The organism is Georgenia deserti (assembly GCF_042680605.1).
Lineage (GTDB): Bacteria > Actinomycetota > Actinomycetes > Actinomycetales > Actinomycetaceae > Allobogoriella > Allobogoriella deserti.
Map to the genome: position 1 here is coordinate 644,535 of NZ_JBHUEE010000001.1, position 15,284 is coordinate 659,818.

Annotated in this window: 10 protein-coding genes and 1 tRNA gene; 7 read left to right on the forward strand and 4 right to left on the reverse strand. The window is 71.4% G+C overall.

The genetic code is table 11. The annotated features are described in order from the left end of the window. Positions 1 to 49: 49 nt before the first annotated feature. From moaA to ACFSE6_RS03090, 3 genes are all read right to left on the reverse strand, one after another. Complete coding sequence (gene moaA / locus ACFSE6_RS03080; protein ID WP_388002228.1) at positions 50 to 1,156, reverse strand: GTP 3',8-cyclase MoaA; 1,107 nt, start codon at positions 1,154 to 1,156, stop codon at positions 50 to 52. Positions 1,157 to 1,187: 31 nt separating this feature from the next. Next, positions 1,188 to 1,769 carry a GDSL-type esterase/lipase family protein gene (locus ACFSE6_RS03085; RefSeq protein ID WP_388002360.1) on the reverse strand — a complete coding sequence of 194 codons (582 nt, stop codon included), beginning with the start codon at positions 1,767 to 1,769 and terminating at the stop codon, positions 1,188 to 1,190. Between the two features lie 138 nt (positions 1,770 to 1,907). Beyond that, positions 1,908 to 5,783, reverse strand: coding sequence for a multifunctional oxoglutarate decarboxylase/oxoglutarate dehydrogenase thiamine pyrophosphate-binding subunit/dihydrolipoyllysine-residue succinyltransferase subunit (locus ACFSE6_RS03090; protein WP_388002229.1), 3,876 nt, complete (start codon positions 5,781 to 5,783; stop codon positions 1,908 to 1,910). Positions 5,784 to 6,072: 289 nt separating this feature from the next. Here ACFSE6_RS03090 and ACFSE6_RS03095 point away from each other — a divergent pair, with 289 nt between their 5' ends. The 4 genes from ACFSE6_RS03095 (at position 6,073) to ACFSE6_RS03110 (ending at position 10,857) form a co-directional block, all read left to right on the forward strand. Beyond that, entirely contained in the window at positions 6,073 to 7,398 is a 1,326-nt protein-coding gene (locus ACFSE6_RS03095) for a hemolysin family protein (RefSeq protein WP_465254096.1), read from the forward strand. Further along, on the forward strand, positions 7,395 to 8,444 hold the full coding sequence (locus ACFSE6_RS03100) for a hemolysin family protein (protein ID WP_388002231.1): 1,050 nt from the start codon (positions 7,395 to 7,397) through the stop codon (positions 8,442 to 8,444). Before ACFSE6_RS03095 ends, ACFSE6_RS03100 begins: the two co-directional genes overlap by 4 nt. 671 nt (positions 8,445 to 9,115) lie before the next feature. Further along, on the forward strand, positions 9,116 to 9,994 hold the full coding sequence (locus tag ACFSE6_RS03105) for a M23 family metallopeptidase (protein WP_388002232.1): 879 nt from the start codon (positions 9,116 to 9,118) through the stop codon (positions 9,992 to 9,994). Between the two features lie 80 nt (positions 9,995 to 10,074). Further along, positions 10,075 to 10,857, forward strand: a complete 783-nt coding sequence (locus ACFSE6_RS03110; RefSeq protein ID WP_465254097.1) for a glycerophosphodiester phosphodiesterase — start codon at positions 10,075 to 10,077, stop codon at positions 10,855 to 10,857. Positions 10,858 to 10,952: 95 nt separating this feature from the next. On the opposite strand, the gene ACFSE6_RS03115 is transcribed toward ACFSE6_RS03110, so the two are convergent. Beyond that, positions 10,953 to 11,025 (reverse strand) — tRNA-Arg (locus ACFSE6_RS03115). Between the two features lie 196 nt (positions 11,026 to 11,221). Here ACFSE6_RS03115 and ACFSE6_RS03120 point away from each other — a divergent pair. Genes ACFSE6_RS03120 through lysA form a run of 3 tightly spaced genes read left to right on the forward strand, consistent with a single transcriptional unit; the run spans position 11,222 to position 15,110 of the window. After that, positions 11,222 to 12,016: a hypothetical protein gene (locus ACFSE6_RS03120; protein WP_388002234.1), complete on the forward strand. Its 795-nt coding sequence runs from the start codon at positions 11,222 to 11,224 to the stop codon at positions 12,014 to 12,016. Positions 12,017 to 12,057: 41 nt separating this feature from the next. Beyond that, the gene (locus ACFSE6_RS03125) at positions 12,058 to 13,701 is read left to right on the forward strand and encodes an arginine--tRNA ligase (protein WP_388002235.1); all 1,644 of its coding nucleotides are present in this window, start codon (positions 12,058 to 12,060) and stop codon (positions 13,699 to 13,701) included. Continuing rightward, entirely contained in the window at positions 13,698 to 15,110 is a 1,413-nt protein-coding gene (gene lysA / locus ACFSE6_RS03130; protein WP_465254098.1) for a diaminopimelate decarboxylase, read from the forward strand. The genes ACFSE6_RS03125 and lysA overlap by 4 nt, the downstream gene beginning before the upstream one ends. The last annotated feature ends 174 nt before the right edge of the window (positions 15,111 to 15,284 follow it).

Consider the following 15,284-nt stretch of genomic DNA (forward strand, 5'->3'; position numbering starts at 1 on the left):
GCTGGCTGGTCGGGTTCCTCGCACTCCGTTCGTCCCTCACTCGTGCTCGTCACCCTCCGATGGCGCTCATGGGTCGGGCAGGCTGGAGGAATCCCGGGTCGTCGATCCCGTGACCGGCTTTCTTGCCCCACATCGCCAGGCGCCAGCGCTCCGCGATCTCCTCGTCGGACGCGCCGGACCGCATCAGGTCGCGCAGGTCCGTCTCGTCCCGCGCGAACAGGCACGCGCGGACCTGACCGTCGGCGGTGAGCCGGGTGCGGTCGCACGCACCGCAGAACGGCTCGGAGACGGACGCGATGATGCCGACGGTCCCCGCCGGTGCGTCCGCCGAGGGGGCGACGCTCCAGCGTTCGGCCGGGGCCGCGCCTCGCTCGGCAGGGTCGTGCGGCACGAGGTCGAACCGGCGCTCCAACCCGGCGAGGATCTCCCGGGCCGTGACCATCTCACCCCGCGTCCACGCCTCCGGAGGGCCGAGCGGCATCTGTTCGATGAACCGCAGCTCGTATCCGTGGCGCAGCGCCCACCGCAGCAGGTCCGGTGCTTCGTCGTCGTTGAGACCGCGCATGAGCACGGCGTTGATCTTCACCGGACTCAGACCCGCCGCGGCCGCGGCATGGACGCCGGCGAGGACATCCGGCAGGCGGTCCCGCCGCGTCAGCTCCGCGAACGTCGCCCGGTCGAGCGAGTCGAGCGAGACGTTGATGCGCTCCAAGCCGGCGGCGACCAATCCCTCCGCCCGGTGCTCCAGGCCCAGCGCGTTGGTGGTCAGCGACACCTCTGGCACCGCCCCCAGGTCGGTGCGCAACGAAGTCGTCGCGTCGATGATCGATTCCAGGCCCTTGCGCAGCAAGGGCTCCCCGCCGGTGAACCGGATCTCCCGGATCCCGAGCCGCTCGACGGCCACGGTGATCAGCCGCACCACCTCGTCGTCGGACAGCACCGACGGGCTCGCCAGCCAGTCGAAGCCCTCCGCCGGCATGCAGTACTCGCACCGCAGATTGCAGCGGTCGGTCAGGGACACACGAAGATCGCGCGCCACGCGGCCGTAGGAGTCGACGAGGTCGGACGTCTCCGGCCGCGGTGAACCGGGTCTCGTGCCCGGAGTGTCCCCGGGCGAGGTCCGCGGGCGGGGCAGCCCGAGGTCGACGGTCACCATCCGACCACTGTAGTCGCGGACCTCGGTGCGCTCAGGTCGACTCGGGAAGGCCCAGCCAGGCGTGCCAGCCGTTGTGCAGCACCAGCCACGCCAGTAGGCCGTAGCCGGCCTGCCCGGGATGGACGCCGTCGCCTGCGGCGACATCCGCGTGCCACTGCTCGTGGGTGCGCAGCGGTTCGTGCGTCTCGACGTACGGCACGTGACGGCGCCGGCAGACGTCCGAGAACGCCTGGGACAGGGCAGCCACGGCGTCGTCGTCCACATCGGGCCGCGGCGGCGGCCCGACCACGAAGCACGAGATGCGCGAGGCCGCCGCAACGTCGAGGACATTGGCGAGGTTGAGCCGCGACCGGGCGACTGAGACGCCGTCGAGGATGTCCTGCGACCCGAGCCCGATGACGAGGCGGTTGTCGCTGTGGGCGCCGAAGCGCCGCTGGGTCTCGGACTCCCACCGCGCCGAGAGCGCGGACGTCGACTCACCGGGTACGGCCAGCGGCGCGACCAGGACGGGATTCTCGGTCGTCGTGCGTGCCATCACGCGCCCGACCCAGCCGAGACCGCGGGCGTCGCCGAGCCCCGCGACCAGCTCGTCGCCGACGACGCAGACCCGCATCCCCTCGTCCACTGCTTCTCCTTCGTTCGATCGATGTGGTGCCCGCCGATGGGCGTTCTCATCCTGCACCCCACCATGCCGACGGCCCGGGACGCACGCCGCGCGGGCGTGCGTCCCGGGCCGTCGGGCGCGGCAGACTCAGCGGGCGAAGGCCCGCGAGAGCAGTTCGGCGTTCTCCTCTTTGTGTCGCTTGGCCGTGCCGGCCGCCGGCGAGGCTGCAGCAGGACGGGAGACGACATGCAGCTCGCGCCCGCCGAGCGCCTCGCCCGCGTGGTCCGAGACGAACGTCCAGGGGCCCTGGTTCTCCGGCTCGTCCTGGACCCAGACCAGCTCCGCACCGGGGTAGAGGTCGAGTTCGCCGCGCAGCGCCTCGAGGTCGAGCGGGTAGAGCTGCTCGAGCCGCACGATCGCGGTCCGGCGGTCCTCGTTCTTGGCTCGCTGGGCGGCGAGGTCGTAGTAGACGCGGCCCGAGCACAGCAGGACGCGGTCCACCTGGTCCGCCGCGCCGCGCACGCGCTCGTCGACCTCACCGATGACCGGCTGGAACGTCCCGGTCGTGAAGTCGTCGACGGCGGAGGTGGCCGCCTTGAGCCGCAGCAGCTGCTTGGGGGAGAAGACCACCAGCGGCTTGCGGGGGCGGGCGTAGGCCTGGCGACGCAGCATGTGGAAGTGGCTCGCCGCCGTCGACGGCTGGGCCACGGTCATGTTGTCCTCGGCGCACAGCTGCAGGAACCGCTCGATCCGCGCGGACGAGTGGTCCGGTCCCTGGCCCTCGTACCCGTGCGGGAGGAGCAGCACGAGCGAGGAGGACTGGCCCCACTTCTGCTCGGAGGAGGAGATGAACTCGTCGATGACGATCTGGGCGCCGTTGGCGAAGTCGCCGAACTGGGCCTCCCACAGCACGAGGGAGTCCGGCCGCTCCACGGAGTAGCCGTACTCGAATGCCATCGCCGCGAACTCGCTGAGTGAGGAGTCGTAGACGAAGAACTTCGCCTGGTCCGGGGTCAGGTAGCGCAGCGGTGTCCACTCCGCGCCCGTGCGGTAGTCGTGCAGCACCGAGTGGCGCTGGACGAACGTCCCGCGACGGGAATCCTGGCCGGCGAGGCGAACCGGCGTGCCCTCCATGAGCAGGGAACCGAACGCGAGGAGTTCGCCGTAGGCCCAGTCGATGCCGCCCTCGCGGGACATCGCCTCGCGCTTCTGCAGCAGTTGCTGGATCTTCGGATGGACCTCGAAACCCTCCGGCGGGCGCACGTGCGCCTGACCGACCCGCTCGAGCACCTCCGCAGGTACCGCGGTCTGCCAGCCCACGACCGTCCCGGCGTCCTCCTGCTGGGACTCCGGAAGCTCCAGGCCGGCGACCTGATCGCGCTCGGGCGTGCCGCCGGTCTCCCGGGTCTCGGTGAACGCGCGCTCGAGCTCGCGCTGGAACTCCTTCAGCGCCTGCTCGGCCTGCTCCTCGGTGAGGTCGCCGCGGCCGATCAGGGACTCGGTGTACAGCTTGCGCACCGAGCGCTTGTTCTCGATGAGGGAGTACATGACCGGCTGGGTCATCGACGGGTCGTCACCCTCGTTGTGCCCGCGACGGCGGTAGCACACCATGTCGATGATGACGTCCTTGTGGAACCGCTGCCGGTAGTCGAAGGCGAGCTGAGCGACCCGGGCCACTGCCTCCGGGTCGTCCCCGTTGACGTGCAGGACCGGGATCTGCAGCCCCTTGGCGACGTCGGTCGCGTAGTAGGAGGAGCGCGCACTCGACGGGCCGGTGGTGAACCCGATCTGGTTGTTGACGAGGATGTGCACCGTGCCGCCGGTGCGGTACCCGCGCAGCTGGGAGAGGTTCAGTGTCTCGACGACGACGCCCTGCCCGGAGAACGCCGCATCGCCGTGGATGAGCACCGGGAGCACCGAGAAGCCCTCGGAGCCCAGGTCGAGCCGGTCCTGCTTGGCGCGGACCACACCCTCGAGGACGCCGTCGACGGCCTCCAGGTGTGAGGGGTTCGCGGCCATGTACACCCGCGTCGTCGAACTGTCCGGTGCGGTGTACTCCCCGACCGTGCCGAGGTGGTACTTCACGTCACCGGAGCCCTGGACGGTACGCGGGTCCTGGTTGCCCTCGAACTCGGAGAAGATCTGGCGGTAGGACTTCCCGGCGATGTTGGCCAGCACGTTGAGGCGGCCGCGGTGGGCCATGGCGATGCCGACCTCGTCCAGGCCCTCCTGGGCCGCGCCGGTCAGCACGGTGTCGAGCAGCGGGATGAGCGACTCACCGCCCTCGAGCGAGAAGCGCTTCTGGCCCACGTACTTCGTCTGCAGGAACGTCTCGAAGGCCTCGGCCGCGTTGAGCCGGCTCAGGATGCGTTGCTGCTCCTCGCTGGTCGGCTTCGCGTACGGCTGCTCGAGCTGCTCCTGGAACCACTCGCGCTGCTCGCGGTCCGAGATGTGCATGAACTCCACACCGACGGTGCGGCAGTACGCGTCCCGGAGCTGGCCGAGGATGTCGCGCAGCTTCAGGCGTGCAGCGCCGCCGAAGCCGCCGGTGGGGAAGGTGCGGTCCAGGTCCCACAGCGTCAGGCCGTAGCTGGCCACGTCGAGGTCCGGGTGACGGCGCTGGCGGTAGGCAAGGGGGTCCGTGTCGGCCATGAGGTGGCCGCGCGAACGGTAGGCGTGGATGAGCTCGGCGATCCGGGCGGGCTTACCCAGTTCGATCGCCGGGTCGTACTCGACGTCCTGCAGCCACCGCACCGGCTCGTACGGCACCCGCAGGGCGGCGAAGACACGGTCGTAGAACCCGTCCTCACCGAGCAGCTTGTTGTGGATCAGGCGCAGGAACTCGCCCGAGGCCGCGCCCTGGATGATCCGGTGGTCGTAGGTCGAGGTCAGCGTCAGCACCTTCGAGACGCCGAGCTTGGCGAGGGTCTCGGTGGAGGATCCCTGGAACTCCGCCGGGTACTCCATGGCGCCGACGCCGACGATCGTTCCCTGCCCCTTCATCAGGCGCGGGATCGAGTGGACCGTGCCGATCCCACCCGGGTTCGTCAGGGTGATCGTGGTGCCCTGGTAGTCCTCCAGGGTCAGCTTGTTGTTGCGCGCCTTTCGCACCAGGTCCTCATACGCCGACCAGAACTCAGCGAAGTCCATCTCGTCGGCGTTCTTCACCGAGGGCACGACGAGCGTGCGGGTCCCGTCCGGTCTGGGGAGGTCGATGGCGAGGCCGAAGTTCACATGTGCCGGCTGGAAGACGGCCGGTTTGCCGTCCTCGGTCGTCGTGTAGGCGTAGTTCATGTCCGGCATGTCGGCCAGGGCCTCGACCATGGCGAACCCGATGAGGTGGGTGAAGGAGATCTTGCCGCCGCGGGCGCGTGTGAGGTGGTTGTTGATGACGATCCGGTTGTCGACCATCACCTTGGCGGGGATCGCACGAACACTGGTGGCCACCGGGACCTCGAGCGAGGTCTCCATGTTCGTGACCGTGCGGGCCGCGACGCCGCGCAGCTTGACCGTCTCGTCCTCGTCCGGGCCCTCCTGCGAACCGTCGAGGCGGGCGGCCGGCTCGTCGGCGTAGGACTGCGTCGCCGGCTGGGCCGCGACCGGGGGAGCGGGTGGCAGGTCGCCACGCAGGCTCTCGGTGGCCGGCTGCTGTGCCCGCGGGTCCACCCGGGCGACCGATTGCTGGGGGCGGTCCCGCGTCACCGCGGCGTCCGGGCGCTCGACGGGCGCCGAGTCCTTCCGCTCCTGCCGAGCTCCCTGCCCCTGCTGGGCCTCGCGCGTCTCGCGGGCGGCCGAGCCGGCGTCCGCCTGCTGCTTCGCAGGCTCGGCCCGCCCGGCGTCGCCGCCGCGGGCGGCGTCCGGCGCCGGACCGTTGCTGCCATTGCTCTCGTACCCCTCGAAGAAGTCCCACCAGGCCGGGTCCACGAGGTTCTTGTCCTGCTGGTACTTCTCGTACAGCTCTTCGATGAGCCATTCGTTGGCGCCGAAGGCGGCCATGGGGTCGTGGTGCTCCTGCGTGGACACTCGGAAATCGCCCTCTCCGGGGGTGTGACGAAGATCCCTTCAACCCTATTCAATGGGTGGGGCCGGTGCCTGCCACGGGGCCCAAAGTGAGACTCGAATGACACTCCTCGGACAGGCCCCGACATTGGAGACCAACGGCGGGTCAAGACGGCGTTACCGGCCCGCTAGGCAGACCGGCGGAGCGTGGCTACCATCGTGCCACCATGCGACGATCCCGCCGCGGTCGACATATCGACCCTGACGACGCCGTCCCGGACGAACCTCCCCCAGTCAGGCGGCACCCGAGGTGGTGACCGACTGGCTGCTCATCCTGCTGGGGGTCGTCCTCACAGCCGGGACCGCGGTGTTCGTCGCCGCCGAGTTCTCGCTCGTCGCGCTCGACCCGGGCACGGTCGACCGGCGCGCCGCCGCCGGGGACAAGCGAGCTGTCGGTGTCCGCCGCGCCCTGCGCCACCTCTCGCTCGAACTGTCCAGCGCGCAGGTCGGCATCACCGCCACCACGATCCTCCTCGGGTACACCGCCCAGTCGGCGCTGGCCGACCTGCTCGCGGCACCTCTGGGGTCCGCCGGTCTCGCTGAGGCCGCCGCCACCGCGACCGCGGTGGTGCTCTCCCTGATCCTCGTCAACACTTTCTCGATGGTCTTCGGCGAGCTCGTGCCGAAGAACCTCGCGCTCGCCGAGCCGCTCGCCACCGCCGGCGTCGTCACGCCCGTCCAGGGCGTCTTCACCCGCGCGTTGCGCCCCATCATCCTCGCCCTCAACGGCTCCGCCAACTGGGTGCTCGGCCGGTTCGGCGTCGAGGCGGCGGAGGAGCTCGCCGGCGGCCGCTCGGCCTCCGAACTCGCGGCGCTGGTTCGCCGCTCGGCAGAACAGGGCACCCTCGACGTCTCGACGGCGACGTTGCTGACCCGGTCCATCGGGCTGGGCGCCCTGACCGCCGTCGACGTCATGACCGACCGCGGCCGGCTGTACACCCTCACGCGTGAGGAGACCGCCGCAGACGTCGTCGACCTCGCCCGCACCACCGGGCACTCGCGGTTTCCCGTCATCGGCGACGACAGCGACGACATCGTCGGGCTTGTCCACCTGCGCCGGGCCATCGCCGTCCCCTACGAGCGCCGCGCCGAGGTGCCGGTGGCCTCCTCCTCACTCATGGTCGAGGCTCCGCGGGTGCCCGAGACGCTCCCACTCGCGCCGCTGCTGATCCAGCTGCGCGAGGAGGGACTGCAGATGGCGGTGGTCGTCGACGAGTACGGCGGCACGGCCGGCGTCGTCACCCTCGAGGACGTCGTCGAGGAGCTCGTCGGGGACGTCGCCGACGAGCACGACCGACGGCGTTCGGGTGCGCACGCCGGGCCGGGCGGGACGTGGGTGATCCCCGGCGTCATGCGTCCGGACGAGCTCGCCGACCGGGCCCGGCTCGTCGTGCCCGACGACGGGCCCTACGAGACCCTCGGCGGCCTCGTGATGGACCGGTTGGGGCGGATCCCCGAGGTGGGGGACGAGGTCCGTGTCTCCGACGTCGTCCTGCACGTCGAGCAGATGGACGGACGGCGCGTGGACCGGCTGCGCGTGTGGCCCAGCCCCGAGGCGGCGGAGGACGAGAGCGAGTGAGCACCACCACGGCCCTGCTGGTGGCCGCCGTCCTGTTGGCGTTGAACGCCTTCTTCGTGGGCTCGGAGTTCGCCGTCATGTCCGCGCGCCGCTCCCGGATCGAACCGCTGGTCGACGCCGGGTCGCACTCCGCCCGGACCGTGCTCTACGCGATGGAGAACGTCTCGCTCATGCTGGCGTGTGCTCAGCTCGGCGTCACGGCGTGCTCGACCGGACTGGGCGTCGTCGCCGAGCCCGCGATCGCCCACGCCGTTGAGGAGCCGATGATGGCCCTGGGCCTGCCCGCCCAGGCCAGCCATGTGGTCGGCTTCCTCCTGGCCACAGCGATCGTCGTCTATCTGCACGTCGTCCTCGGGGAGATGGTCCCCAAGAACCTCGCCGTCACCTCACCGGAGCGCGCCGCTCGCATCTTCGCCCCACCGCTGGTGGCCCTGTCCAGGGTGCTGCTGCCGGTGATCGCGGCACTCAACTGGATCGCCAACCTCATGCTGCGCGCGATGCGCGTCGAGCCCAAGGACGAGGTGACCTCGGCGTTCACCGCCCAGGAGGTCGCCTCCATCGTCGAGCGGTCGCAGGCCGAAGGTGTGCTGCGCGACGACCTCGGCCTGTTGACCGGCGCCATCGAGTTCTCGGAGGAGACGGCCCGCGAGGTGATGGTCCCGCCCGAGCGACTCGTCACGCTGCCGGTGGGGTGTACCCCGGACCAGCTCGAGCGTGTCGTCGCCCGGACCGGGTATTCGCGGCTGCCGTTGCAGACGGAGGCCGGCACGCTCGCCGGCTATCTCCACGTCAAGGATGTCCTGTACGCCTCCGACGAGGAACGCTCGCTGCCGGTACCGAGTTGGCGGATGCGCGCTCTGGCGTCCGTCGCGCCGGAGGACGAGGTCGAGGACGTGCTCGCAGTCATGCAGAGCACGGGTGCGCACCTGGCGCTGGTGGTGCCACCCGGTGAGCGCGCGGCCATCGGCGTCGTCTTCCTCGAGGACATTCTCGAAGAGCTGGTCGGTGAGGTTCGCGACTCGATGCAGCGGGCACAGCGGGCCTGACGACCAACCGTCCACAGGTACGCTGAACAGACACGCCCGTCCACCGTTCGACCGGCCGTTATTGGACGGCGTCGAGGGTTCGTCGTTATGGTTCCGTGACACATGACCGGGACCAGTCCCGCGACATGCCCGTGGGGGCCGGGCTGGTCGCACTTGACCCCTCCGGAGGTACCCCACAGATGTCGGATCGTGCTGTGCCACACGCACCGGCATTGACCCGACGGCAGATCCGAGAGGCGGAACGGGCGCGCGAGGCGGCGCGTCGGTCCGCCGGGACCGGATCGCCGGACGCCGTGCCCCCTGCAGCGACGTCGCCGGAAGCTGCGCCACGGGCGTCGCACACCACGTCCGCCGAAGCCGGGACGGCCGGCACGGATGCCGGTCACCGGGCCTCGGTCGCATCCTCTGCCACCTCTGCCGCGGCCGGGCCCACCCGGCGCTCCCGCCGCGCGCGTGCCGCGTCACCATCCGTATCGACCCCGAATGGCCCCGCCGTTCCGGCTGCCGAGTCGGCCGAGGCCGCGACGGCTGAGACCGCGACGTCCTCGGACGAGGCCCGGCACACCTCCGGGCGTCACACGGCGCCGGCTGCGCCGACCGGCCGGCAGCGCGCTCAGACGCCACCCGCCGGACGCAGAGCCGCCCGCCGCGGTTCGGACGCTGCCACGGAGGTGCTCGCCGCGCCCGAGCCGCTGCCCTCCCGGCGCGAACTGCGATCCCGCCACAGGCCTCCCGCGCGCACCCGATCCGCCCGTGCCCTGGCCTCACGCGCGGCCGTGCTCGGTGCACTCGGCGCCCTGACCATCGCCGCACCGTTGACCGGGTTCGCGGCCGCGGACGGAGAGTTCGCCAGTGCCGAACCCGCCGCGGCCCCGGAACCCGAGCCACCGTCGGTCAATGCCGTGGACATCTCGTCGGTGGAAGTCCTCGCCGACGGCCGCCTGCCCGCGAACGCCCCGCGCAGCCTCCTCGCCGACCCTGCAGCCTCCAGCCGGGCTGCACTGCTGCAGACCTCACGCGCGACCGCTCGGCAGGCGCCGACATGCTCGCCGGTCGAGGGGGCGAGCGGCACCCGGGCCGCGGTGACCGAGCAGGTCGAGCACGAGCTCATCTCGCCGATGGCTGCCGGGACGTACCGCAACACCTCCGGCTACGGCTACCGCAACCATCCCTTCGGCGGGTACGGCTTCCACACCGGGACGGACTTCGCCGCTCCGATGGGGACGCCGATCTACGCCGCGGCGGACGGCGTCGTCGACTATGTCGGCTACGGCAAGGAGGGCCGCTCGAGCATGCTCGTGGTGCTCCGGCACGAGCTCGACGGCGAGGTGTTCTACACCTGGTACGTCCACATGTACCCGCACGGGATCTTCGTCTCCGAAGGTCAGCAGGTCTCCATCGGCGACGTCATCGCCGAGGTCGGCAACAACGGCAACTCCACCGGGCCGCACCTGCACTTCGAGATCCACACGGACGACCAGGGCACCACCACCGATCCGCTGCCGTGGCTGGAGTCCCACCATGCCGCGGACGTCTCCGACCTGTGCTGAGCAGGCACGAGCACTGAGTCCCACCCGGGTTCTCGTTCCGTGCGTCGGCGCGCCGTCACCACCTTCGCAGGCACGGCAGGATGGCGGCCGTGAGCATCTTCCTCGCCGGTCCTGAACCCGTCGCGCTCGCCCACCGGGGCGGCAGCCTCGAAGCGCCTGAGAACTCGCGCGCCGCTGTCGAACACACCCGCACGCTCGGGCTCAGGTACCTCGAGACCGACGTGCGAGCGACCCGCGACGGCGTCGCCGTCCTCCTGCACGACCCCACCCTCGACCGTGTCACCGACGGGCACGGCCGACTCCGCGATCTCACCTGGGAGCAGGTCTCCCGACTCCGGGACGCCTCGGGTGATCGCCCCGTGCGTCTGGACGAACTCCTGGGCGACTACCCAGACCTGCGGGTGAACATCGACGCCAAGGAATCCGCCGTCATCGCCCCTCTCGTGCGCGCGGTCGTGGAGACGCGGGCACAGGACCGGATCTGTCTGGCGTCCTTCTCCGACGACCGGTTGCGCATCCTCCGGACAGCGCTCGGGCCCGGCGTCGCCACGAGTCTCGGACAGGCCGGCGTGGCGACGCTGCTTGCGGCAGCACAGCTGCCCGAGCTGGTACGACGTCGGGCCGTGCAGGCGTTGCCGACCGGTGCCGTGTGTGTCCAGGTCCCACCACGCCACCGCGGCCTGCCCATCGTCACCGACCGGTTCCTCACCGCCGCACACAGCGGCGGTCTTGCGGTGCACGTGTGGACCATCGACGACCCCGCCGAGATGAACCGCCTCCTCGATCTCGGGGTCGACGGCCTGGTGACGGATCGGCCGGGCGTGCTCAAGGACGTCCTGATCGCGCGTGGCGTCTGGCGTTGACGATGCCCCCCCGCGTGACGGATCAGCCGTGGAACGACGAATGGCCCGACCCTGTGCGGGCCGGGCCATCGGTGCTGTCGCGTCCTCGAGATCGGTGCCCCCTGCGGGATTCGAACCCACGACCTTCTGCTCCGGAGGCAGACGCTCTATCCGCTGAGCTAAAGGGGCGTTGCTGTGACAGCGCCTGGAAATGTTATCAGCCGGACGAGGGCCGACTCACGCCCGCTCGGGTGGCATGAGACACGCTGCGGAGTGTCCGACCTCACGCCCTGGACCCCTCCCACGCACGACAGGACGGCACCGCCCGCCATAGCCTGTCCGCGACATCACGCAGGGCCCGACCGGGCCGTAGGGAGGGAACGACATGTCCACACCGCCGGAGCCACCCCAGCCGGGGCGGCAGGAGGACGTGCCATCGGAGTCGCCGTCCGAGGACGGCGCCCCTGACGCGCAGCAGGACGCCGCCGGTGCCGACCGGCAGGACGACGCTGCGGCCGAGCCCGAGGAGCCGAGGCGCCGTGCGTGGGTGCTGCCGGTGATCGCCGTCGTCGCGATCCTGGCCGTGGTCGCCGCCATCGTCGTGGCCACCCGAGGCGGCGGGACCGACCCGGAGCCGACGGCGAACCCGGCTACCGAGGAGACCGGTGCCGAGGAGACCGGTGCCGAGGAGACCGGCGAGACGGCATCGGACGAGGCCACGACCGAACCGGCCGAGGACGAGCGTGAGGTGGCCCGCGGCGACCTCGAAGGCCGGGTGGACCAGACCGTCATCGACCCGGAGACGGAGACCTCGTTCGAGCTCCAGGACGGCTGGTCCGAGAACGCCGACGGGACGCAGGCCGGCGCCCGCCAGGCCATCGAAGGCGTCTACACCGACGGCGACCAGGAGCTGCGGATCACCGCGGCCGCCTTCGAGACGATCGAGGAGCACGACACCTACGCCGACGAGCTCGTCTCCCGGCTCCAGGCCGACGGCGCCGAGGTCACCGACGAGGGGCCCGCCAACGAGGCCACCGGGACGGGCTACTCCTGGGTCCTGGAAACGGGGGAGGACCCCGCGGACACGGTCGTCGTCTGGCGCACCGACGACGGCGTCGTCCTCAGCCTCGCCGGCCCGCGGGACGCGGTGGAGCAGGTCTACCGCAACATGAGCATCTGACCGGACGCGGTCCGGTGCCGGGCGGCCATTACCCTGGCCCGGTGACACCAGCCGAACTCGCCACGCTCATCCGCACCAGCCTGCTCGACGCCGTCGCCGCCGGCGAGGTGGACCTCGCCGCCGACGACGTCCCGGAGCCCAAGGTGGAGCGACCCCGGCAACGCGAGCACGGCGACTGGGCCACGAACGTGGCGATGCAGCTCGCCAAGCGGGCCGGGACCAACCCGCGTGCCCTCGCCGAGCTGCTCGCCGCGCGCCTGAACGCCTCCGATGCCGTCGAGGCCGAGGTCGCCGGCCCCGGGTTCCTCAACCTACGGGTGGCCGCCTCGGCCGCGGGTGAGCTGGCGCGGACGATCGTCGAGTCCGGCGCGGAGTACGGCCGGAACACGTCCGAGGCCGGGCACACGATCAACCTCGAGTTCGTCTCCGGCAACCCGACCGGTCCGCTGCACATCGGGCACACCCGGTGGGCGGCGCTCGGCGACGCTCTCGCACGGCTGCTGCGGGCCTCGGGCGCCGAGGTGAGCACCGAGTACTACATCAACGACGCCGGCAGCCAGATGGACAAGTTCGCGGCGTCGATCCTCGCCCGGGCCGCCGGTCAGCCGGTGCCCGAGGACGGATACCCGGGGGAGTACGTCGACGAACGAGCCGCCGAGGTCCGCGGGCGTCATCCGGACCTGCTCGAGCTGCCCACCGACGAGGCGTTGGCCATCGCCAGACAGGAGGGCTACGCGGACCAGATGGCCGCGATCCGCCGCACCCTGGAGGCGTTCGACGTCCACTTCGACGTCTGGTTCTCCGAGAAGTCACTGCACGACGGCGGCGCCGTCACTCAGGCCGTCGACCGGCTCCGTGAGCAGGGCCATGTCTTCGACCGCGACGGTGCCGTCTGGTTGCGCACCACGGACTTCGGCGACGACAAGGACCGCGTGCTCGTCCGCGCGAACGGCGAGCCCACCTACTTCGCCGCGGACGCCGCCTACTACCTGTCCAAGCGGGACCGTGGCTTCGCCGAGAAGATCTACCTGCTCGGTGCCGACCACCACGGCTACGTCGCGCGGCTGAAGGCCATCGCCGCCTGCGCCGGGGACGATCCGGCCACGAATATCGAGATCCTCATCGGCCAGCTCGTCACCATCGCCGGTGAGCGGATGGGCAAGCGCCGTGGCAACGCCCTGTTCATGGACGAGCTCATCGACTGGCTCGGCACCGACGCCATCCGCTACACCCTCGCCCGTTATCCCGCGGACTCGCCGTTGTCGCTGGAGGGCGAGAAGCTCCGCGAGCAGAACCTCGACAATCCGGTCTACTACGTCCAATACGCCCACGCACGCACCTGCAACGTCGCTCGCAACGCGGCCGAGCACGGCGTCACCCGCGACGGGTTCGATCCTTCGGTCCTCGACCACGAGGCCGAGGCGAGCCTGCTCGCGGCGTTGGGGCAGTTCCCCGGCGTGGTGGCACACGCCGCGCGGCTGCGTGAGCCGCACCGGGTGGCGCGCTACCTCGAGTCGCTGGCCGCCGCGTATCACACCTGGTACCAGCAGTGCCGCGTGACCCCGCGCGGTGAGGACCCCGTCGAACCCGTGCACACGGCGCGGCTGTGGCTCAACGACGCCACGACCCAGGTGCTGCGCAACGGCCTCGCCCTGCTCGGGGTCAGTGCACCGGAGCGGATGTGACCGGCGCGACCGGTGCCCCGGACGGCGCCGCCGGCGTCGTGTCCGCGCCGGAACCGGACGGCACACCGGGTGGCGTGTGGTCCACCGGGGTGCGCCGCACCCGGGACGGTGCCCTCGCCGTCGCCGGCGCGGACCTGCGTGAGGTCGCGGCCGAGCACGGAACGCCCGCGTACGTCCTGGACGAGGACGACCTGCGCACTCGCGCCCGCGCCTTCGCCGAGGCGTTCGCGTCCGCGTTCTCGCCCGAGCGTGGCCTGGCCGGGGCAGACGTCTACTACGCCGGCAAGGCGTTCCTGTCCGTCGCAGTCGCGCGATGGGTCCACGAGGAAGGGCTCGGCGTGGACACCGCGACCGGTGGCGAGCTCGCGGTCGCCCTCCGGGCCGGGGTCCCCGGCGCCGTCATCGGTCTGCACGGGAACAACAAGTCCGACGAGGAGCTGACCGCGGCCGTGCGCCACGGCGTCGGCCGGATCGTCGTGGACTCCCTCAGCGAGATCGACCGGGTCGCGGCGCTCGCCGCCGCCGCGGGCGTTCGTGCTCCGGTGATGGTCCGCGTCACCACCGGGGTGCATGCGGGCGGCCACGAGTTCATCGCCACGGCGCACGAAGACCAGAAGTTCGGTCTGTCACTGACCTCCGGCGCCGCACGCAAAGCGGTGGACGAGATCCTCGCCGCGGACAGTCTCGAGCTGGTCGGACTGCACTCCCACATCGGCAGCCAGATCCTCGATCTGGCCGGCTTCGAGGCCGCTGCCCGGGCGGTGCTGACCCTACGCGCCGACGTCGCCCGCACCACCGGTCGGCTGATGCCCGAGGTCGACCTCGGCGGCGGCTACGGCATCCGCTACACCGCTGCCGACGCCGTGCCGCCCGCACCGCGCGAGATCGCCGAGCGGCTCGCGACCATCGTCGGGGACAGGTGCGCCGACCTCGGCACCGCACCACCCAAGGTCTCCATCGAGCCGGGCCGCTCGGTGGTCGGTCCAGCCGGGCTGACCCTCTACCGGGTCGGCACGGTCAAGGACGTCGCTCTCGACGGCGGTGCGGCGCGGACCTACGTCAGCGTCGACGGCGGCATGAGCGACAACATCCGCCCCGCCCTGTACGGCGCCGCCTACACCGCCGCGCTGGCGAACCGGCGCTCCGATGCGGACCTCGTCAGCGCCCGTGTGGTCGGCAAGCACTGCGAGTCCGGCGACATCGTCGTCCGCGACGTCGCCCTGCCCGCCGACGTCCGCGACGGTGACCTGCTCGCGGTGCCCGCCACCGGGGCCTACGGCCGCTCCATGGCCAGCACGTACAACCTCATGCCCCGGCCTCCGGTCCTGGCGGTCCGGGACGGGAGGACGCGAGCGATCGTGCGCCGCGAGAGCCTCGACGACCTCCTCGCCCTGGACACGGAGGCCTGACGAGCGCGAGCGGTGGTGTCGGCGAGGTGTGGCCGGTGTGGGGGAGCGGAGTGCGAGGAGGGCCGACCGAAGGCAGAAGGCCTGACGAGCGCGAGCGGTGGTGTCGGCGAGGTGTGGCCGGTGTGGGGGAGCGGAGTGCGAGGAGGGCCGACCGAAGGCAGAAGGCCTGACGAG